Source organism: Desulfoprunum sp. (assembly GCF_053613775.1).
Window position 1 is genome coordinate 123,330 of record NZ_JBSHXH010000007.1, and the last position, 21,199, is coordinate 144,528.

Here is a 21,199-nt window from a genome sequence, read left to right on the forward strand (position 1 = left end):
TCGAGAAGCGGTGGAGAGTGGCGATGGAGCACAGGATGATGAGCAAATGCAATCGTGCGGCCGAAACGGCGGGGGACGGCGGCAATACCCGGCGGGGGGAGGGGCGGCATGGCTGATAAGAAATTTCTGGCGGTGCCGGGCTGGCTGAAGGACTTTTTCGCCGATCCCTTCCAGCGCTGGCTCTGCCTCGGGCTGGTGGTGCTCGGCCTCGTCATCTCCTTTCAGGAATACCGGGGGCGGCAGCAACTCCCGACGGCGGGCGGCAAGCAGATCTCCTTCTTCTTCCATCCCCAGTGCCCGCACTGCCGCGAAGAAAAGAAATTCATCCCTTACATGCAGGCCAAGTATCCGGAGATCGTCTGGGCCAGCTACGACACCTCGCGCCCGGAGAACCGCAAACTGCTGGCCTCCCTCGCCGCCAAGAGCGGCTATCCGCCCCGGCAGCTCGGCGTACCGATGACCTTCATCGGCCCCTATGTCATCTCCGGCTACAAATCGGCGGAGACCACCGGGGTCCGCATCGAGAAGGCCATCCGGGCCTACCTCCACGACGACCCATCCCTCTATCCCGAGGCCGAGCGCACCAGCCGGGCCCGGGAGAGCCTCGACCTGCCTTTCGTCGGCGAGATCCGGCTGGCCGACTATTCGCTGCCGGCCCTGGCGATCATCATCGGCCTGGTCGACGGCTTCAATCCCTGCGCGATGTGGGTGCTGGTCTACCTGATCTCGCTGATCGTCAGCATCAACGACCGGCGCAAGGTGTGGCTCCTGGTCGGGACCTTCGTCCTCAGCTCGGGGGTGCTCTACTTCCTGTTCATGACCGCCTGGCTCAACGTCTTCCTGCTGATGGGCTATCTCCACACCCTGACCCTGGTGATCGGCCTGGCGGCCCTGGGCGCCGGGGTCCTCAGCGTCCGCGAGTTCATCCGCACCCGGGGCCAGCTGGTATGCAAGATCGGCGACGTCGAGTCGAAGAAGCGGACCATGGGCCGGATCGAGCGGATCGTCAACTCGCCGCTGACCTGGTTTTCGGTGATCAGCATCATCGCCCTGGCCTTCATCGTCAACTCGATCGAGTTCGCCTGTTCCGCCGCCCTGCCGGCGATCTTCACCCACACCCTGTCGCTGCGCCAGCTGCCGACCCTCGAGTACTACGGCTATATCCTGCTCTACGACCTGTTCTTCATGCTCGACGACCTGGCGATCTTCAGCCTGGCGGTGCTGGCCCTCGACACCACCGTCGGCACCCGCTACGCCGGCTACTGCAAGATCATCGGCGGGACCGTGCTGATCGGTCTGGGCGCGGTCATGGTGTTCTGGCCGGAACTGCTGCGGTGAGCGGTCGTGGCGGCTGACGGTCGACAGGAGGGGACGGGCGCCGGCCGGGGCATGGCTGGGGCAAGGTTTCCAACGCCAACGTTTTGGAGTTCCTATATTTTCTCCGAGATTCCGGGAAAAAGGAAAAAATTCCGGAAAAGAATCGGAAGCTTGTGTAAATAGTGTATGATATTAAACCGTTAAAATTGACTTCCGGTATCTTCTCCGGTGCTCCCGTTCCTGCCCAGGAAACGGCGGATGTCCCTATCTCTGCATAAACATGGGAATAATTCTTGATTCCCGACAATACGGAATACCGGCAGGATTCGCCGTACCGGAACCTGGGCCGGGCAGCCGTGCTCATCACACACCGTTGCCATCCCGGTGATTTTGGTAAAATAGTTCTGTAATCATTGACTATTAGACTATTGACCCGTTGCGTTCTCGTCTCTTTTCTTTGTTTTTCTTTCTGGCACCGATCTTGCTTGATAAAGACAAACGGTCAGAAACCATCCGCAGGAGGGTGGGTGGTTTTTAATAAGTTGTAAAAGAGATCAAACTCAGCTTTGAAGGGGGGCTTTATGAAAAAGAGTTTATTGGCAGCATTGGCAACTGGATTGTTGGTGGTGGGGATGGGGGGAGTGGCGCAGGCCCTTGTCTTAGATGATGATGGTGTAGCCAGCATTGATGATGTAATATTTACTTATTTAGATGGCGGCGGTAATGTAATAAGTACGAATGCTAGTGATTTTACAACATATGCTGGTCAGTTTTCTGGAACCGGTTCAATAACGTATTTTGGGCAAACATTTGATTATATTGTTAAGGATGAAACTGCAATTGATGGTGAAATAGGAATATTGGATGGGATTAAATTCACTCTAGATGCTGATGTAGATAGTGTTGTTGGTGATTTTTCGTTACTGTGGGAGGAAAGTCCAGCAGGTAATGGTATGTTGCCAACATATTATGATTTCGTTTTCACGTTTAAAGCAGGCTCTGGGAATTCATCTGGGGATTCAGGCTCTGGGACTCAATTATATTTCTTTGATAACATATATCTTACTGATCCGGGTTCAGGATCAGGTTTATTTGATCTCACATATAATGATAAAGAACTTTCCAATATGATAGTATATGGCGATCCAGGCGATACGCCCGTTCCCGAACCGGCTACCATGCTGCTCTTCGGCACCGGTCTCGCCGGACTGGCCGGGGTCGCCCGGAGGCGGAAAAAAGCCTGATCTTAACTGAGTTCAAGTAAGTAGGTAAAAAAAAGCAGGGCTCCTTCAGGGGTCCTGCCTTTTTTTATGCCTCCGCCATTGCCTTTGCTGGCTGTCGGGGGTATTTTTCACTAGTTTCCGCCACCGCCCGGGGATCGCCCCCGCGGTCTTCCCTTCCCTTCCCTCTTCGCCCGCAACCAATCCATGCCTCTGCTCGAACTCGAACCCGACTATGCCCTCTATTACGACCTGATCGCCGGCCCGCCTCATCGCCCCTGCCTGGTCTTCCTCCACGAGGGCCTCGGCTCGGTCGGTCAGTGGCGGGATTTTCCCCAGCGCCTCTGTGCCATCACCGGTTGTCCGGGGTTGGTCTATGACCGCCGCGGCCACGGCCGCTCGGCGCCGCTGCGCCATCCCCGGACGATCCATTTCATGCACGAGTACGCCCTGTGCGAACTGCCCCGCCTCCTCGCCGTTCTGCTGCCGGAGCGGCCGTACCTGCTGGTCGGTCATTCCGACGGCGGCAGCATCGCCCTGATCCACGGCGCCGCCCGCCCGCCGGGGCTCATAGGCATCATCACCGAGGCCGCCCATGTCGTGGTCGATGACCTCACCCTCGCCGGCATCACCGCCGCCGAACGTGCCTTCGCCGCCGGCCGGTTGAATGGCCTCACCCGCTACCACGGCGACAAGACCGAGAGCATGTTCACCGCCTGGAGCCGGGCCTGGCTCGATCCCGCCTTCCGCTTCTGGTCGATCGAGTACCTGCTGCCGGCGATTCAGACGCCGCTCTTGGTGCTCCAGGGGCGGGACGACCAGTACGGCACCCCGGCCCAGGTCGAGCGGATCGTCGCCGGCGCCGGCGGGGCGGCGACGCCGGTGCTGCTCGAGGGCTGCGGCCACTCTCCCCACCTCGAACTCCCCGAGCTGACCCTCGATCACATGGCCGCCTTCGTCACCCGGATCGCCGGCTGACAGCGCCAGGCCCCGCCACTCTCCCCTCGCTGCTCTGCGGTGGTCGACGCTGATCAGCCCTTCCGTGGCGAAACCCAGCGCCGCCGCCCTGGCAATCAGGGCCTTCCTCATTCCTGCCTCCAGCTTCGGCTCTCGGGCCAGGATCCACAGGCAGGACTTGTCGGAGCCGCACACCAGGGCGCAGCGGTAGCCGGCGTGGTATAGGCGACGATGACGCAGGCCCCGCTCGAAGCCGTGGTCGAGGCGGGCGATCTCGTGCCACCTCTGGCAACGCAACCGGTCACCAGCCCCGGTAGCAGTACGGCAATGTTTTTCATCGTTGTTGATCTCCGGTTCTGAAGAGAAGAGGAGAACAAACTGAACCTCTTGCACAAAGAAGAGTTGCAGGCCCTGTCATTTGCTGCGGATTCTGTCATTTCGAGCGAAGCGAGAAATCTCGTTGTTCCCGGTAGGGCGAAGGGTGTGAAGTCGCCCCCGTTGTCATTTCGAAGCGAAGCGAGAAATCTTGCTTTTTCCTGCGGGGGGTGACGCCAAGGCCTGTTTGAGATCTCTCCCGCTGGTCGAGATGACAGCGGGGGTAGGTCGAGATGACAGCGGGGGTAGGTCGAGATGACAGCGGGGGATGGTCGAGATGACAGCGGTGATGGCCTCCGCCCCGACCCGTTCACCGCTCCCCTGTTGGCCGTAGCGTTGCCTTGGGCCGCGCCGCGCCGTCGCCATCGGGCGGGATCTGCCGGGCGAACCAGCGCTGTCGCAGGCGATGCGAGAAATCCAGCGCCGGCCGTTCGACCAGGCGATAGGCCAGCCAGCCGCAACCGGTCACGGCCAGGAGCATGGTCGGCAGGACGATGGCGTTGTCGACCAGGCTGGCGGGCGCGGGGGAGGCGCTGCGCCACAGGCGGCCGATTGCCGACAGCACGAGGATATGGGACAGGTAGAGGGTGTAGGAGATATTGCCGAAGAATACCAGCACGCCGGGAGGCTGCCATCCGGTGAAGGTCTCCAGCCTCGCGGCGGTGTAGACCAGGAGGCCGAACAGCGTCCCCAGCGTGGCGGCCCGCAGCAGACCCATGCTGTTGACGATGTTGAAGTGGTGGACGAGAGCGATCCCCGGCGGCAGGACGATCAATGCCGGGATCAGGACAGTCCGCAATCCCCGGAGCGGAGCGGAGCGGCGGTACAGCAGCAGGGCGGCAAGGGCCCCGCTGATGAATTCGAGGGTGAAGGGGTGGAGGGCGATGTAGGCCGCGCCGGGCGTGCGTAGCGGCGGCTGGAGGGTGTTGGCGAGGATGACGATCGCTGCCCAGAGCAGCAGCATCGGCGGCAGCATTCGCTCGTGCAGCTGCAGAAGGACGGCGAAGGCCAGATAGAACCACAGCTCGTGGATCAGCGACCAGGCGACCATCACCAGGGGCAGGTGGATGCCGGGGAACAGCAGGAACGAGGCGAGCAGGTCGACCTGGTGGCCCTGGGTGGCGTTGACCCAGCCGGGCCTGGCCAGAAACACGGTGGCCGTCAGGCAGTAGTAGAACCAGTAGGTGGGGTAGATGCGGCTGAACCGGCCCCACAGGAAGCGGCCGGTCTCGCCCCGGCCGGCGAACCGGCCTCGGGTCACCGTCACCATGACGAAGCCGCTGATGACGAAAAACAGGTCGACCCCCGACTGGCCAAACTGCAGCAGCCCCGGGAGCAGCTGATCGCCGCCGCCGTATCTGTGCTCGACAGTCATGGCGTGGAAGGCCACCACGGCGAGGACCGCGATGCCCCTGAGGGCCTGGATCGATTCGAGTTTCTTCATCAACTATCGCTGCGCCGCAGTGGCCGGTCGTCCTTGCCGGCACCGATCGCCGACCGGCCAGGGCTGACGGATCGCCGGATCTCGGTGGCTGCAGGTTGGCTGTCGGATGTCTTCTTGTAATCCACCGGGCACGAGCGCCTCTTGCACAATGGACGTCTCCCTTCCCTGTCCCCGCGGTAAAGCTGCCGCCGGTTGTTCACCTTTGTTTGCCCTGGTATTTCGACCTTTCCACGCTGTCATCGCGACATTCCTCACTGTCATCGCGACGTTGTTCACTGTCATCGTGACCATCGTCACTGTCAACTCGACCTTTCCCCGCTGTCATCTCGACCGCAGGGAGAGATCTCAACCAGGCCTGAAAGCATCCCCCGCAGAGAAAGACAAGATTTCTCGCTTCGCTTCGAAATGACAGCGGGGGCAGCATCTCGGCCTTCGCCCTGCCGGGAACAACGGGATTTCCCGCTCTCGCTCAAAATGACAAGGGGGAGGATGTCATCGCGACCTTCGTCACTGTCAAATCGACCTTTCCCCGCTGTCATCTCGACCGCTAGGGAGAGATCTCAACCAGGCCTGAAAGCATCCCCCGCAGAGAAAGACAAGATTTCTCGCTTCGCTTCGAAATGACAGTGGGGGCAGCATCTCGGCCTTCGCCCTGCCGGGAACAACGGGATTTCCCGCTCTCGCTCGAAATGGCGGAAAAAAATCTCTAAATGACAAGGACTTTGCTCCAAATGACAGCAGACAACAGCTCCTCCATTTTCGCCCATCAACAATCTCGTTATCCTGCATATGAACGACGCCGATGATCTTTTCGGTACGGTTGTGTGAACAGGAGCACAAATCCGGGGCGAAGGCAAGGGCGATCTCGCCGGCGTTGGCCGTAACGAGGGTACCGTTGCGGTCCCTGCTTCCGCGGCGTCACAGCCGCCGTTCGCAGGCCGCGGCCAGCAGGTAGAGGCCGAGGGCGGCGGCGATGACGAGGCGGAAGCCGCCGTGCAGGGCGAGGATGGTGGCGGCGGTGGTGCTGATGACCGAAAAGAAGCCGTTGACTCCCCAGGCGAAGGGGACGAAGGCGGGGCGGTTCCGGCCCAGGCGCCCCAGCCCCAGCGGGAAGGGCATGCCCATCCAGAAGGCGAGGCCGCCGATCAGCAGGATGCTGACCACCACCCGCAGGAGGGCGGGCCAGGCGGCGCCGGCGTGGAACACCAGCGGCAGCAGCCACAGGTAGACGGCGGCAACGGTCACGATTGCGGCTGCCGCCAGGGCCACGGGGCGATCGCGCAGCCCCGGCCGCCCAAAGGCTGCCGCCCGGGCCGCCAGGCGGTCGGCATAGCCGCTGCCGCCGCCGGCGAAGAGGAGGAAGGAGGGGACGACCACCGCCATCGCCAGCAGCGGCTGGTTGAGAAAGAGCACGAATTGCTGGATGAAGGCGATCTCGAGGAAGAAAAAGGCCAGCCCCAGGGCGGCGAAATAGACAATGCGGAGGGCGTATCCGCCGGTCCCGGATTGCTGGTGCCGCTGGGTGCGGTAGAGGGGGTGCAGCGGCAGGGCGATCAGCAGCAGGCTGACGGTGACGGCGACGGCCAGCGACATCCACAGCAGCAGGTATTCCCACTCGAGCATCGCGGCCGACCCGGCGGCCCGTTGGGCCCACAGGTCGCCGAAGGAGCTCCAGCGGAAAAAATGGCCGAACCACGGGCGGTCATCGGTGGCCGGGACGATGTTGAAGGGGTGGGAGAGGCGGTAGCCCTCCCCCTGCCAGATCTCCCGGGCGGCCTCGTAGAAAAACGGCCGCTGCAGGACATTGACGCGGTTGACCTCGGCCGGCCCGATGTCCGGCAGCCACACCAGGTCGAAGGCCCGGGTGCGGCAGAAGGCGCGGACCGCCTCCTGTCGCTGCGGCGACAGCGGCGCGGGGGAGGCGGCGATGGTGACGGTATTCCAGGTGCGGATGACCGCCACATGGCGGGATGGGTCCGGGTGTCGTTCCAGGCGAAGGGCCTCGGCGACCGTGGCGAGCATCTTGACCGCACTGCGCGGCGGCAGGTCGAGGGCCAGCGTGACGGCCAGGATGCCGCCCTCCGATAGCCGTGCCAGCGCCTGGCGGATGCCCTCGACGGTGTAGAGATACTGGGGGTCCAGGGCGTGACCGCCGGCCGCCGGCGGCGTGGCCGTGCCCAATGGCGAGACCTGGATCAGATCGTAGCGATCCCGGGCGGCGGCGAGAAAGCCGCGGACGTCGTGGCGATACAGCCGGACGCCGCTGCGGCCGTGGATGGCGCCGGCAAAATCGGCAAAGGGGAAGCGGACGAAATCGCTCAGCTCGCCCGAGGGTTCGACCGCATCGATCAGCGGGGCCTGTTCGAGCACGGCGTGCCAGACATCGCCCCCGCCGCCGGCGCCGAGCACCAGGACGCGGGGCCGGTCGACGAGGACATAGGGCAGGGCCATCGGCGTCCAGCGCAGGAACTCCATGGCCTCGGGCCCGCCCGTTCCCTGGAGGATCATGCCGACGGGATCGCCGTCGTGAAAGAGCGCGATCTGCTCCGGCGGGGTGGCCGGCGCCACCATGCTCAGCCCCGGAGCGAAGCGGAAGGGGATCGCATCGGAGCGCAGCGCGGTGAATTCCCCGGCGGGCGACCGGGTCCGGGCGGCAATGTGGATTCCGGGGACGTGCAGCGCCTGGGCCAGCCCCTTGAACGGGGACATGACCGGGGCCAGCCACTGGGTCGGCCAGAGGATGATGAGCAGGGCGATGGCCGTTGCCGCCAGCCGCCATGACCGGCGCCCCCGGCCCTCGCCGCGGGACACCAGCGCCGCCGCGGTCAGGCCGGCCAGGGCCAGGAGCCGCACCGCCCCCTGCGGGCTCAGGACAAAGAGCAGCACCATGATCAGCAGGGCCCCGCCGGCCGCCCCGGTGAGATCGGCGCGATAGATCCGCGCCACCGCTCCGGTTTGCCAGCGCATGGTCAGGCCGATGCACAGGCCGGCACAGGCGAACGGCAGCGACACCAGGCTGAACACCGCCGCCAGTCGCCCCAGTTGCCCGCCGTCCCAGATCACCTCGGGGGGATTGAAGCCGAGGCGGCCGGCCAGCGAGGTGGCCACCGGCAGGGTGAAGGTGAACAGCAGGGCGCTGCAGCAGAATGAGCGATGAAAATTGCGGAGCAGCCGGTCCTGCAGCAGCGCCAGGATGGTGCCCGAGACGCCGAAACCGAGAAGGGCCATGCCGATGATCAGGTGGGCGAATTGCGACCAGTACATCAGCGAGAAAAAGCGCAGCAGCACCAGCTCGTAGCCCAGTGCGGCCCCGGAGACCAGCGCCACTGCGACCAGCAGCCGGCGGCCGCCATCCTGCAGCGGGCTGCCGCTCACTCACGTTGTCCCGTCAGCGGCACGAACTGGACCGGCAGCACATTGCGGGTCGAGATCTCGCCCAAAGCGGTTTTTTCCACCAGCATCAGGTACTGCACCGCGAACTGGGCCCCCACCGGGATCACCATCCGCCCGCCCGGCTTGAGCTGCCGCACCAGCGGCGGCGGAATATAGGCGGCGGCGGCCGTGACCACGATCGCATCGAAGGGGGCCTCGGCCTCCAGGCCATAGTAGCCGTCACCCTCATGGACGGTGACGTTGCCGTAGCCCAGCCGCTGCAGTCGCGCCCGGCATTCGCGGGCCAGTTCGGGGATGATCTCGATGGAATGGACCTCTTTCACCAGCCGCGACAGGATCGCCGCCTGATACCCCGATCCGGCGCCCACTTCCAGCACCTTGGCGTCCCTCGATACCGCCAGCAGATCGGTCATCAGGGCGACGATATAGGGCTGGGATATGGTCTGCCCGTACCCGATCGGCAACGGGCGGTTGACATAGGCGGCATCGCGGTTGTGCTCCGGCACGAACTCATGCCGGGGCACCTCGCCGATCACCTTCATCACCTCCCTGTTGAGCCGGGGACGTCCGATATGGTCCGCCGTGGTGATGACGTCCAGCTCGATTTCCTTGACCATCCGGTCCCGTGCCTTGCGCATATCCTCCCCCTCGTCGGCCCGACCGTTGTGCCAGGTCAGGGCCAGGCCGATCATCAGCAACGACAGCATCCCCGGCCAGTTCATGTGTTCGCCTCCTGCCTGCAGTTGTCCCGCGAGGTGACACGACCGCCACCCTCTCTCAATAGTATTATGGATTTCGGCAGGCGGTGGCAAGGAGTGATTGTGATCGCCCGGGGGCCGCCGCCGGGCGCCGAGCGGGGCAGATGGGCGTCGACGGGGCCGGCCGGGCGCTTGCCGGCGGCGGCTGGGCGAGGGAAAGGTGCTGCCTCCCGGGCAGCCGGTCGGTCATCAGGCCTGGTACAGGGTGTCGGCGACGCCGGCTACCAATGCAATCTTTCCCATATATTGTCCTTTTGGAGATGAATCGCAGCCAACTTACGCTCCGGCGGGGCGGGTTGCCGATCTGCCGGAGCGCCGGGCCGACGGTCGTCACTTCCTGCCGGCCTAGGCGAAATAGCTCGTCATGAGATTCCGGTAATTCGGGATATGGTTGGAGAAGAGCGTGCCGAGACCTTCGATATCGTTGCGCCAGTCGCGGTGCAGCTCGCAGGCCATGCCGAACCAGTTCATCAGCTGCGCGCCGGCGGCCTGCATGCGCAGCCAGGCGCTGTGGCGGGTGATCTCGTTGAAGGTGCCGGAAGCGTCGGAGATCACGAACACTTCATAGCCCTCCTCCAGGGCCGAGAGCGCCGGAAAGGCGACGCAGACCTCGGTGACCACGCCGGCGATGATCAGTTGTCGGCGCCCGGTGTCTTTGACGGCACGAACGAAATCCTCGTTGTCCCAGGCGTTGATGTTGCCGGGCCGGGCGATGTAGGGTGCGTCCGGAAACATCTCCTTCAACTCCGGCAGGAGCGGGCCGTTCGGGCCGTTCTCGAAGCTGGTGGAGAGAATGGTCGGCAGCTTGAAATACCTGCCGCAGGAGGCGACAGCCAGGACGTTGTTCTTGAACTCGCTCGGCTCGAAGTCCTGCACCAGCGAGATCAGGCCCGCCTGGTGGTCGACCAGCAGCAGCGCGGCATCGTCTTTGGAAAGACGGGTATACTTGAATGCTGTACTCATGATTGACTCCTTCTGCGGAAGCTCTCTCCGCAATGGATCGCGGTTGAAGTTCAATCTGCCGCTTGCCCCGGGTGACGGGTCGAGCGCCCGGGGATCAGGCAATAGCACCTGTCAGGCGCCTTGCTGAATCTCCATGGGTACAATTTTAAGCATTCTTTTCATATCTTCTTCCTTTTATGGCGGCAAACGGTAACCGACTGCCATTCTGCGGACGTGATCGGTGAACCGTTTGCAAAATGACACAATCACACAGTACGTCCCACTCGCATCTCGGTTGGACGAGACAATGCATGTCGTCATATAAAGGCAAAAGCAGCGAAAATGGATAAATCGGGGTGGGGAGAAGTGGCGAACCGCCAACGGCATGCAGCCTCTCGAAATGCATTTCGAGCGAAGCGGGAACCTCGTTGTTCCCGGTAGGGCAAAGGCCGAGGTGCCGCCCCCGCTGTCGTTTCGAGCGGCAGCGAGAAATCTCGATGTCCCCGGTAGGGCGAAGGCCGAGATGCCGCCCCCGCTGTCGTTTCGAGCGGCAGCGAGAAATCTCGATGTCCCCGGTAGGGCGAGGGCCGAGATATCACCCCCGCTGTCATTTCGAGCGGCAGCGAGAAATCTCGTTGCTCCCGTTAGGGCGAAGGCCGAGATGTTGTCCCCCGCTGTCATTTCGAGCGGTAGCGAGAAATCTCGTTGTTCCTGACGGGAGATCTCTCCCTTGCGGTCGAGATGACAGCAGGCGAACGGTCGAGATGACAGCAGGCGAACGGTCGAGATGACAGCAGGCGAACGGTCGAGATGACAGCAGGCGAATGGTCGGGATGACAGCAGGCGATTGGTCGGGATGACAGCAGGCGATTGGTCGAGATGGCAGCAGGCGATTGGTCAAAATGACAGGAGGATCGGTCCTTTTGATGCCGAGTTGCCTGCCTGAAGGTCGATTTTCTCGACCGGCCCGCTGCCCCTTTCAGACCTTCATCCGCTTCTTCACAGATTTGACGAAGCGCCCGAATGCCTTATCCTTCTTCCGTCTGTCGAGGTACGACAGCTCGTGGTACTCCGACTCGGTCTTGAGCTTGGTGTAGCTGGAATAGCGATCTTCCGTCAACGCACCGCTGGCTATTGCGGCTCGGACCGCACAGCCGGGTTCCTGCGTGTGGCTGAAATCCGGATAGCGGCAATTCAAGGAAAGCTCGATAATGTCGTCAAAGCCCTGGTTGACCCCTTCGCTCGCACCGAGAAGGCCGAGCTCTCGCATCCCGGGAGTATCGATCACCATCGAACCCTGAGGAAGGACGATAAGCTGGCGGCGCGTGGTCGTGTGGATGCCTTCTCCCGTTCCGCTCACAGCCTTTGTATCGAAAGCCTCCTGCCCGATCAGGCGGTTGAGCAGTGTTGTCTTGCCAACCCCCGATGAACCGAGCAGACAATAGGTTTTCCCTGAAATCAACAGCTGCTGGAATTCGTCAAATCCGCTGCCGGTGACATTGCTGAGGGCAAGGACACTGGATGCAGTGGTGCTCGCCGTAATGGCGGCAATCTTCCGCTCCAGTTCTTCGGAGGCGATCAAGTCCGTCTTCGTGAGAACAATAATCGGATCAACACCACCATCCGCCGCCATCACCAGGTACCGATCCATCCTCTTCACGTTGAAATCAAAGTGGCACGATTGGACAATGAAGGCGACGTCAATGTTGGCCGCAATCATCTGCACATCCACCTTTTCACCGGCGGCTCTGCGGCGGAGAAAGCTTCTTCTCGGGAGCACCTCATGGATTATGGCTTCAGTGTCGTTGTTGTGATATTGCACTGTCACCCAATCGCCGACACACGGCAGGTCGATCGAAGATTCTGACTGGAAATACAACCTGCCGATGAGTTCAGCCGGGACTTCCCCTGTTGGATTTCTGATACGGTACGAGCCGCGGTTCACTGCCGAAATCCGCGCGATGTCCAGGCCCTCTTGACGCAAGCCACTGACATGCGATTGAAACCATTGGTCGAAACCCATATCACTCAATTTGATCATATGCTGTCATCGAACGAGCGCCTTGTGTACGCCCGGCATGGGCGTGATAGCATTGGGACCCGCTTCCAAGTGGCGTGGGGGTTGGGGGAGAGATTCCTCGGGCTGCCCGATTAACCAAAATTGATATTTTTCATTACATTGTTGAACCAGAACCTACCTTCAGGTGAAACCAACCAAATCAATACGCCACAGTTGATTATTACGGTGATCCAGTACGTCACTCGGAATGAGAGTTTTTTAGACTTATGCCGTAAAAAACTTTGTGCGATTGAAGCTCCCGGCCAACCGCCAACCAAGGCCAATACATGAAGGGTGCTTTCCTGGGTTCTCCACTGTCCCCATTCCGCGGCATTCTTGTCTTTGGCGTACATTGCAAACGTAACGATGCTCACGAAAGCGTATATGCCAACAATTGAAAGTGGAATCACGCTTGAACTATAAAGGTAAAATAAAATGATTGCGAAAGTGCTTAATAAGATTAAGGACAACGCTTTTTGTCGAAAACCACGGCCAATTTTTTTGTGGCCATTTACAGGGCATATTTCCACTGCGCATGTACGCCCTTTAGGATCAGTGGAGATCAAATAGCTAACCTCAAGCCCTTTGATTGGCGGTTTGTGTTCTCGACTGTAATCTTTGATATGAGCAAATATCGCCTTTGCTCCAGATTTTGGAAGTATAAATCCAAAACCTTTTTCATCATTCCAGTTTGAGATAGTTCCGTTTTGCATATTCATGTTTCTGTTAAATGGTATCGAGGTAGCACGGCCAGTTACCCGACCGCCCCCTCACAGATCCCTGCGTGCGGTTTTCTCGCACAAGGCTCCTCAGTATTGCTCGCTTCGTACAAGAACATTCGCATGTTCTCTTTGCTATTCCCCTCAGTGAGGTTTGCTTGCATAATCCAGCCTTTCATATCCGGTACAAGTTTCCTTTGCGGGCTGCACAATACCGTCATCCCCTTCCCCATGTGATCGGCGTCTCAGAGTACTATGAGATGATCTGACTCCCTTCGCTTTGTTGACCCGTCGGACAGCCTTTTTGTGATTGAACTGTCCTACCGCCAATCGGTAAATCGGTGGAGGTGGAAGGGTCTCCCAAGTTACCGATGCTTCTCTCACTACATGCCACGCTCTTGGCCCCCGGCAGCCCCTCGGGAATCTCACCATTCGATTCCTCTGTACCGGCTTCCGATACGTTAAAACCGTCGCCGACTGCTTTGATTACTCTGACGAGGCTGAATTGCTTTGGGGAGGTACGTCTCCCCTGCGGCCTGCAGTGTTCCCTGTGTACGCTTCACGATCTTTGTTCACCGGCCTTGCAACCGATTCCGCCGACCGCGCAACACTCGGTACGGGCTGTTGGTTAGACTTTGGCCGATGGGGATTTCCTGCCCGGGAACTTAAGCAGGGCACTCTATAAGAAGCACCAAGCTGCGCTTGGCGCACTAACGTGTGCTTCACCGGCCGGGCGGCGAATTGAGACGCCGGTCTGATGGGAAAAAATGGTTGAAAAATTAAAGGCTTGCAAAACGGGCAAGCTGTAGCCCGGTCGGGTGCAAGCAATGGTTGGCCTTTTACTTTTTATATGCTGGTTTTAAGCCCTTTATCATTGGGTAATGCTTTACATTCAGGGTTTTTAGCGCTGCATTTTCAGATTCACAAGTTGCTGCGATGATTGCGTCTGCGAGGCCAACTCCATGTGATTTGGCATAATCGCGTTTATAAAGACCGCCTGCTCTTGCAATTTCAGAAGTAACTGGGATAACGTTAAACAAAGAGATAAAATTATTTAATGAGGATAGTTCCCCAGCACCTTTTACACCAGCATACAGCTCAGCAACAACGATAGATGACAAAATTATTCTATGCGAATTAGCATTAGCCGTTACAAAATCTACTGCCTTGTCGTAGCCACGCAAAAAATCTATAAGAACATCTGTGTCAAGAAGAAAGGAATCGGCCATGATTATCCCCTGTCCCATTCAGAGCGTATTGCCCTGTAATCAGGAAGATCAACACGGTCTCTCCAGATTCCAGCAGCTTCCCGCAATATGCTTTCACGCCTTCTGCGCCCAGTTTGATCTATGAGGCGATCAACAGCTTCACGGATAAGCTCACTTTGCTTTTTCCCCAGAGTTTTTGAAATTATTTCCAATTCAGTTCTTTGACGGTCAGTGAGATAAATCTGTGTTCTTACCATGCAACACCTCCAATAATGTATACACCAATGCTATACATTACCAATGCGGTTGTCAAGGCCAACGCTCCGCCTCACCGGACCCGCACTGTTTGCGGGGTCCGTGTGAAGCCAGTCGTTGAACGTCAGGCACCCGGGATAGCAGCTTATAACCGGTGCGGCCTCACTATAAATTTCATCTGGAGGAATGCCTTTCTATGAAATAATTGATATTTTTTCGCCTCTTCCAGGCAAATGGACAACTGCGCCTTGCGTAAAGTGCATACCATTCGGTTGCACTCCTGACAAATCCCTCGAAAAAAGATAATTCCTTATATTGTCAACGGGCTCGTCCAACCAACGGATAAGATTGTGGTTCGCTTATCGCTCACACAATCTATCCTTATTCGTTGTTCTGCAATTATTACCATATATCTTCTAGGTCAACATCTGGATCATCATACTTTCGTAGATTTTCAAACCAATCGTCTTTGCATTCTTTAATCTCTTCTTCTAACTCGAATAGATCATCCTTGGGAATTTCACCGATTTCGAACATGAATTGATAAAATTTTTTAAGACTGGTTATGTTTTCTTTAATTGAAGTTACAGACGCCCACATAGCTTTTCTAATGAACCAATCTCCTAAAAAACAACCAACCTGCGATGAACCATCTTTTGCAGTTATTGGCTCATAATACAATAGAAAATCATTTATAAAAAAATCTGCATTTCCAATATGCTTATCAATAGACACCCTTGATAGTTTTTTATTCGTTAGATACTTTTCAAATCTATCTAAAAGAATTTTATTTTCATTCTTTATTTTATCCAAGCTGTTGTCCACTTTATCCATTATTTTTTTTCCAATGCAGAACGTGCCGGTCTCCAGCCGGAAGGGTAACGATGTCAGTGATAATGCTAAAAAAACCAAGATACATCGAATGGCGGAAAAAACCAAAGCCGCGCGGCCCTTCCGGTCTGGTGCACTGGCTGGTTAGCGATTCTATTCACTGTATCTCCTAGTTATTAACAAACCAAACTGAATAATCATCCAGTAGCTGATAATTTTTTGACTCCTCGTCTGTTGATTTTAGGTCAGCTAATGGTAATAAGAATTTCTTTTTATCGGATAATCGATCAACTTTAACTAAAATACCATTATTTTCATCAAGATCATTCTCGAAGCTAATAAGATTGAATGTATCTGTATAAGATGGTTGTTTCTTTTTAAGCTTCTCATATTCTTTTTTACTACCAGGCCCAAATACATAATATTCTTCCCAGGGAAAATCTTCAATACCGGTAAGTTGACATGGAAATTTAATATTCTGTTTAAGATAATCCATATATTTCAAGGAAGACTCTTCACTAACGTCCATATCAAATCGACCAAGAATTTGTTCGATTCTTTTATCTTGTTCGTCAAGTTCGCACATTTTTCCTCCAAATAACGATAATGAACGTGTCAAAAACGCTAACGCTGCTAATCAGCCGCGCGGTTTTTTGCGTCGGCTGAATTAGCCTTGTTATGCGCAGATTTCGTTTACTGCATCAAGAAGACTATATACCAAAAGCGGATTATGGACTCGCGCTTCCGGATGAGAAAATGAAATCACGCATTTATTTACATCCCTCTCATACCACCATATTCCGCGGCTTGTGGTCTTCCATTCCTTTGAGTCATGACCAGCCACCCACTTAAATAGATCTCCTGTTCCACCGCATATTGTTATATCTGGATCATATATATCGAATTGTCGTTGAATATAAGCTTTATCTTGATTTGCAACTGCATTTAGTGAGGCATGATCTGTTGTATGTGTCCCCGGAGACTTTTTAAGATTGATAGCGCAAATACTCCTAAGAATATCTATCCTGAATTCATTTGTGATTTCTGAATAGAAGTCCCAGTTGGGAATTGATTTTCGGTTTCGTATGCCGTGAACCCATCTAGTTATGTTGTCCCATGTTTGGGGGCGTCCACCTTCAGCAATGAATTCTCTTAAGTCCCAACCACCTCCATCTGGATCATTTACCTCTTTGAGGATTAACGCTATTTTAGGATTTGATTCGAGATAGTCCTTTTCAGACACGACACCATCTCGTACAAATCCTTCTCTGCTTCCTTGCCATTGACTAAAAAGTTGTTCTTCTGAATCGGATATATTCATTTTCCCTCACGCATAACGCTGCGGGTCAGGGGCGCTTGGAGCGGAGCGGAAAGCGTCACCTGCACCCGGCTTGTTAGCAACTTATTCCTCATTGTCGATAAACTCAAAATCATCTTCATAATCAATATATTGTATCAGTTTATCACCGGTTTGCGAAACAACACGAGGATACTTTTCACCATCTTTTGGGATAGTTTTTTTTCGTAATTTGTGTATTTCGAATACCCAATTATCCCCGTAATCAAAAAGATAATATAGCTTTAGTCCTTTTAACGGGTATATATCATTTAATAAAATATTAGAATAGTCCCCACCATCGTCAGGATACCCCGAATCTTCTGAAAAAAGCAATTTACGATTTCTTTCATTTCTTCCAGCATAAAACTCAAAAAAATGATCATTCTCAAAATCGGTAATTTTCTGAATATAAAGATGAAAATCAAATAGAGAATAGCTGACCGGGATTTCTATAACAGCCTCCCAAAAATTTTTATCTTCAACTGGGTCCCAGGTATTAAATATTTTTAATGTGATTAACTCTAAATTTTTCATTGTAATTTTTTTGCTAACGTTTAATAGTAGGCCGCCTCTTTTTTGGAGGCAAAGAACAATTTATCGTCGAAACGTCAGATTTCCAATTTCCACTGATTTTCACCAACGACCTTCTATTTATACTGTGTATGTCGCAGAAATGTCATGAATTTCAGCTATAGTATCCCATACTCTATCGAGAGGCAAGGAAATCCTGTTAGGATTTCCATTACGTCTTTTAACTATTCAGCATCCAAAGAGACATCCGAGGCAACCATGAATGCCGGCCATTTACCCTCGAACAGCAGACGCAATGCCTCCGTCGCAGTAACGCTCTGTTTTCTGCAGGTTGTCAAGTAACTGCGGATGCGACAGAATACCTTGGCGCCGTCCATCGAACGGAAACAGCCCGACACCTTTTGCTGGACCTTGATCATGCGAAGATCATTTTCTGCCTGGTTGTTGGAAAAGGGCACGAGTGGGTCGATCATGAATCGGAGCACGGCATCCTCAAATTTTCCGAGCCTCTCCAGGAGATTTCGCGCTTTTGATCTGGCAATTCTTCCCGGTTTCAGGTGGTATGCCTTTTTCTTCGGCTCAGGGCACTCGATTTCGGCCTCGGTCAACACTTCCCGGTATCGCTGCCGAAACAGCTCGGCGCCAGGCGGGTCGAGAGAGCCACCGGCCTCATCCACCGCCCGGTTGATTTCCAGGAGCAGATCACTCATCTGCTTGGCCCATTTCTGTCCATCCTGTTCCGCAGCTCTTTCCAGTTCCCGGAGATGATGGGCATTGCACAAGGCGTGGGCCGCACCATAGTTGAAGTAGGGCTTCCAGTGGTCATGGCAGAGTATGCCCTGGTAGCCGGAGAGGATGCCGATTTCATCAAGGGCCTCTCCACCGCGTTTCTGATGCGGGTAAAAATAGCTGTAGCTGTCGGTCGAGGTGTTATGCAGCCAATATCGGCTGCTGTTGACATTGACTCCGGTTTCATCGAGATGGACCAGGGGGGAGATGGCCAACCGATTCTTGACCCAGGCTTCGAACAACTCCAGCCGCTCGAAGGCGTCCCTGTTGAAGTTGACGATGGAGCCGGCACTGATCGGGATCTGCAGCTGATCGGCGAATTGCTCCTCGATACGATTGTACGGAATCATCTGGTACTGTGACATGTAAACCGAGTTGATTTTGATCCCGATGCCATACTGAATCGGCCGCGTAACGCCTTCCGGAAAAGGTGCGACATGCTTTTTCCCGTTTTGGTCGACAAGGATTTCCGCCTGCCATTCGGTGACAACGATGCCGATATCCAGATCGATAACCTGCCTGGCCTCATGGCCGCCACTCTTGTACTCTCCCGGCGGCAGGAGATCCCTGTCTATCGGGATGGGCTTGACGATATCGGGATCGCTGAACTGTTGCAGGGTCTTGCCGACATGGCCATGCTGCCCGCCTGGTTTTCGTCCACCGGCGGTTTTCCGCTCTTTTTTCCGGAACGGGTCCGCCGCGGGCGGTTTGCTGCTGTTCCGACTGTTGAGTCCAAGACGGTTGACCAAGATGGAGATCAGTAAAAGCAAAACTTCAAGACTGCTCTTGAGTGCCGGGGAGAGATTTTTCTCCTCGGCGATCAAGGCTGTGACCCTTTTTACCGTATCATCCACATTGATATTGTCCACCGTCATGAAAAGCTCCCGTGTTAAGCGTTACCTTATTATAACACGGGTTTTTAAACCGAAATTTTTCTCTCCAGGATGCCCGCCAAGGCATTTTCAAAAATTTTACACCCGGGGGTATGCACCAGTGTTACGGTGTTGCCAAAACAGCTCACTTGGGGCGAATAAAGCAGTGCTCTGTGCTGAGTCGGAAACTGGTTGGATTCTGAAAAAATTTAACGAAAACCCTGTCAAGAACTTTATTGGATTTGATGAAAATAATTTGTGCTGAATAATTACATCTTTTTAAAATTCAAATGGGGTAGTCGGTTAGCTCCTCTTATGTTACTTTGTCATATATGACAGCAGGAGGCGACTTCCCAAACACTTATCGCGAATTTGTGCAACATTTTCCTGACGACAGTGCATGCGCTGCCTACTTGGAGCACTTGCGGTGGCCAGATGGTTTTCATTGCCCTGCATGCATGACTCTTGGGGATCCGTGGCGACAAACACGTGGTCGTTTGGTCTGTCCGGCATGTCGTCATCAAACATCCGTGACGGTTGGCACGATTCTGGAAAAAACGAGAACGCCACTGACGACTTGGTTTGAAGCCGCATGGCACCTTACAACCGCCAAAAATGGCCTTTCGGCAAAAACTTTGGAACGAACGCTGGGTACCAGTTACCGGACGGCTTGGGCGATTCTCCAACGATACCGGGTATCGATGGTGCGTAGTGAGCGGGGGCAGTTGTCGGGTATTGTCGAAGTTGACGAGGCACTCCTTGGTGGCGTCGTGCAGGGCGGCAAGCGCGGCCGCGGAGCCACTAAGTCTATTGTTGTGATAGCTGTCGAGATCAAGAAACCTAAAGGTTTTGGGCGAATTAGAATGCGTCATATTCCAGAAGCCTCTTTTGCTTATCTCCAGCCTTTCATCAGTGACGTTGTAGCCGAGAAGGCAACTGTTCGCACAGACGGCTGGAAAGGATACAATGGATTGTTCAAGCACGAGTACGTACATGAAAGGACTGTGCTTTCCTCATCGGATGACCCTGCGCATGTTTCGATGCCAGGTGTGCATCGTGTAGCAAGCCTCCTCAAACGCTGGATTTTGGGAACTCATCAGGGATCTTTTGTACCCGGTCATCTCCAGGCCTACTTGGAAGAATTTACATTTCGCTTCAACCGCCGTACATCCCGCAGCCGGGGGCTTGTATTTCGTCGGCTTATGGAGCAAACCGTGGTCACCCCGCCGGTGACTGAAGCTGACGTGACTTTCGGCTATAATTGAAGCCGAAGTCAAGGGGAGAGGAGCTAACCGACTACCCCCTTTTAAAAAATATAACGCGCCGGGGGTGCGTCGCCGGCGCAAAAATGTTCCGACCAAAGAGCTGCGTTGCTCCCGGCGTCCGACACGAGCCGGTTGTTATGGACTATTTCATTCTGGTCAGTTGATCAATAGATCAATTATCATCACTATTATCGCAACAACAGCCGCAATTGCAGCTGCCCATGCTGCATTTTTCGCTGAACGAGCGTCACCACGCGCCGATAAAGCAATAGAATTAGCTTCGCGAGCAATTTTTATACTCTCTAATTCTCGGGATTCCTGGCGTGATAAAACAACTTCAGATCTGTTGGCTTCAAGTTGTCGAAGCCATTCTTCAGCATGTTTTCGTTTTGCGCTATTCCATATGTTGGAATTTAGATTTTCACGGACTTTAGCTTCTCCGAGCTCTTCACATTTTTGAAACATTTCGTCTTGTAAAATCATCATGCTTTTTATCCATAACGTGGAATTCAGCGGACCCGCGCTGTCTGCGGGTCCGCTGAAATGACTGGTTGTGCAATTTATACATATTCTTAAGATATTAGGACGCTTAACAATGCTAAGAGCCAAAGTAGCGCAGCGGAATTTGCAACCGAGTTAATTTGCTTTGTTGGGCCATTATGCATTACCATGTCATTTCGTGATGTTGAAAAGTGCCAACTTTATACTTCTAATACTTCCCTGTCTCAAGTTTGTCACGTGGCTCGTATTCTTCTCCTGAAAAAAGAGCCTCTCCTCCCAGATAGCTTTCATATTCCACACCCCATTCTCGCATGTTCAAAAGAATTGGGATTAGGCTTCGTCCAAGTTCCGTTAGGGAGTACTCGACTTTCGGCGGAACTTGTTTATAGACCTCTCGATGAATAAGGCCATCATTTTCTAGTTC

The 21,199-nt window shown here is 55.4% G+C and carries 21 protein-coding genes and 1 pseudogene; 5 read left to right on the forward strand and 17 right to left on the reverse strand.

Going from position 1 to position 21,199, the window contains the following annotated elements; genetic code table 11:
* The first annotated feature begins 108 nt into the window (after positions 1–108).
* From ACWGKN_RS14700 to ACWGKN_RS14710, 3 genes are all read left to right on the forward strand, one after another.
* Positions 109–1,338, forward strand: coding sequence for a hypothetical protein (locus tag ACWGKN_RS14700; RefSeq protein WP_452095528.1), 1,230 nt, complete (start codon positions 109–111; stop codon positions 1,336–1,338).
* Positions 1,339–1,898: 560 nt separating this feature from the next.
* Positions 1,899–2,561 carry a PEP-CTERM sorting domain-containing protein gene (locus ACWGKN_RS14705; protein ID WP_452095529.1) on the forward strand — a complete coding sequence of 221 codons (663 nt, stop codon included), beginning with the start codon at positions 1,899–1,901 and terminating at the stop codon, positions 2,559–2,561.
* A 183-nt stretch (positions 2,562–2,744) separates the two neighbouring features.
* On the forward strand, positions 2,745–3,515 hold the full coding sequence (locus ACWGKN_RS14710) for an alpha/beta fold hydrolase (RefSeq protein WP_452095530.1): 771 nt from the start codon (positions 2,745–2,747) through the stop codon (positions 3,513–3,515).
* A gap of 105 nt (positions 3,516–3,620) precedes the next feature.
* On the opposite strand, the pseudogene ACWGKN_RS14715 reads toward ACWGKN_RS14710, so the two are convergent.
* Positions 3,621–3,689 (reverse strand): annotated as a pseudogene (locus ACWGKN_RS14715) (hypothetical protein); the annotation flags it as partial.
* 36 nt (positions 3,690–3,725) lie between these two features.
* Between ACWGKN_RS14715 and ACWGKN_RS14720 the strand changes: the two are divergent.
* On the forward strand, positions 3,726–3,854 hold the full coding sequence (locus tag ACWGKN_RS14720; RefSeq protein ID WP_424256239.1) for a hypothetical protein: 129 nt from the start codon (positions 3,726–3,728) through the stop codon (positions 3,852–3,854).
* A 325-nt stretch (positions 3,855–4,179) separates the two neighbouring features.
* On the opposite strand, the gene ACWGKN_RS14725 is transcribed toward ACWGKN_RS14720, so the two are convergent.
* From ACWGKN_RS14725 to tnpC, 14 genes are all read right to left on the reverse strand, one after another.
* Complete coding sequence (locus ACWGKN_RS14725; protein WP_452095531.1) at positions 4,180–5,313, reverse strand: acyltransferase family protein; 1,134 nt, start codon at positions 5,311–5,313, stop codon at positions 4,180–4,182.
* The gene (locus tag ACWGKN_RS14730) at positions 5,313–5,462 is read right to left on the reverse strand and encodes a hypothetical protein (RefSeq protein WP_452095532.1); all 150 of its coding nucleotides are present in this window, start codon (positions 5,460–5,462) and stop codon (positions 5,313–5,315) included. Before ACWGKN_RS14730 ends, ACWGKN_RS14725 begins: the two co-directional genes overlap by 1 nt.
* Before the next feature lie 769 nt (positions 5,463–6,231).
* Entirely contained in the window at positions 6,232–8,688 is a 2,457-nt protein-coding gene (locus ACWGKN_RS14735) for an SAM-dependent methyltransferase (RefSeq protein ID WP_452095533.1), read from the reverse strand.
* The gene (locus tag ACWGKN_RS14740) at positions 8,685–9,428 is read right to left on the reverse strand and encodes a protein-L-isoaspartate(D-aspartate) O-methyltransferase (protein ID WP_452095534.1); all 744 of its coding nucleotides are present in this window, start codon (positions 9,426–9,428) and stop codon (positions 8,685–8,687) included. The genes ACWGKN_RS14735 and ACWGKN_RS14740 overlap by 4 nt, the downstream gene beginning before the upstream one ends.
* A 381-nt stretch (positions 9,429–9,809) precedes the next feature.
* Complete coding sequence (ycaC, locus tag ACWGKN_RS14745; RefSeq protein ID WP_452095535.1) at positions 9,810–10,427, reverse strand: isochorismate family cysteine hydrolase YcaC; 618 nt, start codon at positions 10,425–10,427, stop codon at positions 9,810–9,812.
* A gap of 958 nt (positions 10,428–11,385) precedes the next feature.
* Positions 11,386–12,447 (reverse strand): ribosome small subunit-dependent GTPase A, encoded by a 1,062-nt coding sequence (rsgA, locus tag ACWGKN_RS14750; RefSeq protein WP_452095536.1) that lies wholly within the window; start codon positions 12,445–12,447, stop codon positions 11,386–11,388.
* Between the two features lie 110 nt (positions 12,448–12,557).
* Entirely contained in the window at positions 12,558–13,184 is a 627-nt protein-coding gene (locus ACWGKN_RS14755; RefSeq protein ID WP_452095537.1) for a DUF1294 domain-containing protein, read from the reverse strand.
* Positions 13,185–14,023: 839 nt separating this feature from the next.
* On the reverse strand, positions 14,024–14,413 hold the full coding sequence (locus ACWGKN_RS14760; protein ID WP_452095538.1) for a PIN domain-containing protein: 390 nt from the start codon (positions 14,411–14,413) through the stop codon (positions 14,024–14,026).
* A 2-nt stretch (positions 14,414–14,415) separates the two neighbouring features.
* On the reverse strand, positions 14,416–14,649 hold the full coding sequence (locus ACWGKN_RS14765; protein WP_452095539.1) for a ribbon-helix-helix domain-containing protein: 234 nt from the start codon (positions 14,647–14,649) through the stop codon (positions 14,416–14,418).
* A 400-nt stretch (positions 14,650–15,049) separates the two neighbouring features.
* Positions 15,050–15,481 carry a recombinase gene (locus ACWGKN_RS14770; protein ID WP_452095540.1) on the reverse strand — a complete coding sequence of 144 codons (432 nt, stop codon included), beginning with the start codon at positions 15,479–15,481 and terminating at the stop codon, positions 15,050–15,052.
* 166 nt (positions 15,482–15,647) lie between these two features.
* The gene (locus ACWGKN_RS14775) at positions 15,648–16,064 is read right to left on the reverse strand and encodes a calcium-binding protein (RefSeq protein WP_452095541.1); all 417 of its coding nucleotides are present in this window, start codon (positions 16,062–16,064) and stop codon (positions 15,648–15,650) included.
* Between the two features lie 90 nt (positions 16,065–16,154).
* Complete coding sequence (locus tag ACWGKN_RS14780; RefSeq protein WP_452095542.1) at positions 16,155–16,721, reverse strand: hypothetical protein; 567 nt, start codon at positions 16,719–16,721, stop codon at positions 16,155–16,157.
* A gap of 159 nt (positions 16,722–16,880) precedes the next feature.
* Positions 16,881–17,351 (reverse strand): IS1096 element passenger TnpR family protein, encoded by a 471-nt coding sequence (locus ACWGKN_RS14785; protein ID WP_452095543.1) that lies wholly within the window; start codon positions 17,349–17,351, stop codon positions 16,881–16,883.
* Positions 17,352–17,572: 221 nt separating this feature from the next.
* Positions 17,573–19,012 (reverse strand): IS66 family transposase, encoded by a 1,440-nt coding sequence (tnpC, locus tag ACWGKN_RS14790; RefSeq protein ID WP_452095544.1) that lies wholly within the window; start codon positions 19,010–19,012, stop codon positions 17,573–17,575.
* Positions 19,013–19,341: 329 nt separating this feature from the next.
* Between tnpC and ACWGKN_RS14795 the strand changes: the two genes are divergently transcribed.
* Complete coding sequence (locus ACWGKN_RS14795; RefSeq protein WP_452095545.1) at positions 19,342–20,274, forward strand: IS1595 family transposase; 933 nt, start codon at positions 19,342–19,344, stop codon at positions 20,272–20,274.
* Between the two features lie 156 nt (positions 20,275–20,430).
* On the opposite strand, the gene ACWGKN_RS14800 is transcribed toward ACWGKN_RS14795, so the two are convergent.
* A complete protein-coding gene (locus ACWGKN_RS14800) occupies positions 20,431–20,760 on the reverse strand; it encodes a hypothetical protein (RefSeq protein WP_452095546.1) in 330 nt (109 codons plus the stop codon).
* A 223-nt stretch (positions 20,761–20,983) separates the two neighbouring features.
* A partial coding sequence (locus tag ACWGKN_RS14805; protein WP_452095547.1) for a winged helix-turn-helix transcriptional regulator occupies positions 20,984–21,199 on the reverse strand: 216 nt, incomplete at its 5' end.

What these genes read in the sequence shown, in the direction of transcription:
- ACWGKN_RS14760 (WP_452095538.1), bottom strand. Translation starts at nt 14,413, where the DNA reads ATGGCCGATTCCTTTCTTCTTGACACAGATGTTCTTATAGATTTTTTG.
- rsgA (WP_452095536.1), bottom strand. Translation starts at nt 12,447, where the DNA reads ATGATCAAATTGAGTGATATGGGTTTCGACCAATGGTTTCAATCGCAT.
- ACWGKN_RS14720 (WP_424256239.1), top strand. Translation starts at nt 3,726, where the DNA reads ATGACGCAGGCCCCGCTCGAAGCCGTGGTCGAGGCGGGCGATCTCGTG.
- ACWGKN_RS14800 (WP_452095546.1), bottom strand. Translation starts at nt 20,760, where the DNA reads ATGATGATTTTACAAGACGAAATGTTTCAAAAATGTGAAGAGCTCGGA.
- ACWGKN_RS14765 (WP_452095539.1), bottom strand. Translation starts at nt 14,649, where the DNA reads ATGGTAAGAACACAGATTTATCTCACTGACCGTCAAAGAACTGAATTG.
- ACWGKN_RS14775 (WP_452095541.1), bottom strand. Translation starts at nt 16,064, where the DNA reads ATGTGCGAACTTGACGAACAAGATAAAAGAATCGAACAAATTCTTGGT.
- ACWGKN_RS14725 (WP_452095531.1), bottom strand. Translation starts at nt 5,313, where the DNA reads ATGAAGAAACTCGAATCGATCCAGGCCCTCAGGGGCATCGCGGTCCTC.
- ACWGKN_RS14740 (WP_452095534.1), bottom strand. Translation starts at nt 9,428, where the DNA reads ATGAACTGGCCGGGGATGCTGTCGTTGCTGATGATCGGCCTGGCCCTG.
- ACWGKN_RS14770 (WP_452095540.1), bottom strand. Translation starts at nt 15,481, where the DNA reads ATGGATAAAGTGGACAACAGCTTGGATAAAATAAAGAATGAAAATAAA.
- ACWGKN_RS14710 (WP_452095530.1), top strand. Translation starts at nt 2,745, where the DNA reads ATGCCTCTGCTCGAACTCGAACCCGACTATGCCCTCTATTACGACCTG.
- ycaC (WP_452095535.1), bottom strand. Translation starts at nt 10,427, where the DNA reads ATGAGTACAGCATTCAAGTATACCCGTCTTTCCAAAGACGATGCCGCG.
- ACWGKN_RS14705 (WP_452095529.1), top strand. Translation starts at nt 1,899, where the DNA reads ATGAAAAAGAGTTTATTGGCAGCATTGGCAACTGGATTGTTGGTGGTG.
- ACWGKN_RS14795 (WP_452095545.1), top strand. Translation starts at nt 19,342, where the DNA reads ATGACAGCAGGAGGCGACTTCCCAAACACTTATCGCGAATTTGTGCAA.
- tnpC (WP_452095544.1), bottom strand. Translation starts at nt 19,012, where the DNA reads ATGACGGTGGACAATATCAATGTGGATGATACGGTAAAAAGGGTCACA.
- ACWGKN_RS14755 (WP_452095537.1), bottom strand. Translation starts at nt 13,184, where the DNA reads ATGAATATGCAAAACGGAACTATCTCAAACTGGAATGATGAAAAAGGT.
- ACWGKN_RS14700 (WP_452095528.1), top strand. Translation starts at nt 109, where the DNA reads ATGGCTGATAAGAAATTTCTGGCGGTGCCGGGCTGGCTGAAGGACTTT.
- ACWGKN_RS14785 (WP_452095543.1), bottom strand. Translation starts at nt 17,351, where the DNA reads ATGAAAAATTTAGAGTTAATCACATTAAAAATATTTAATACCTGGGAC.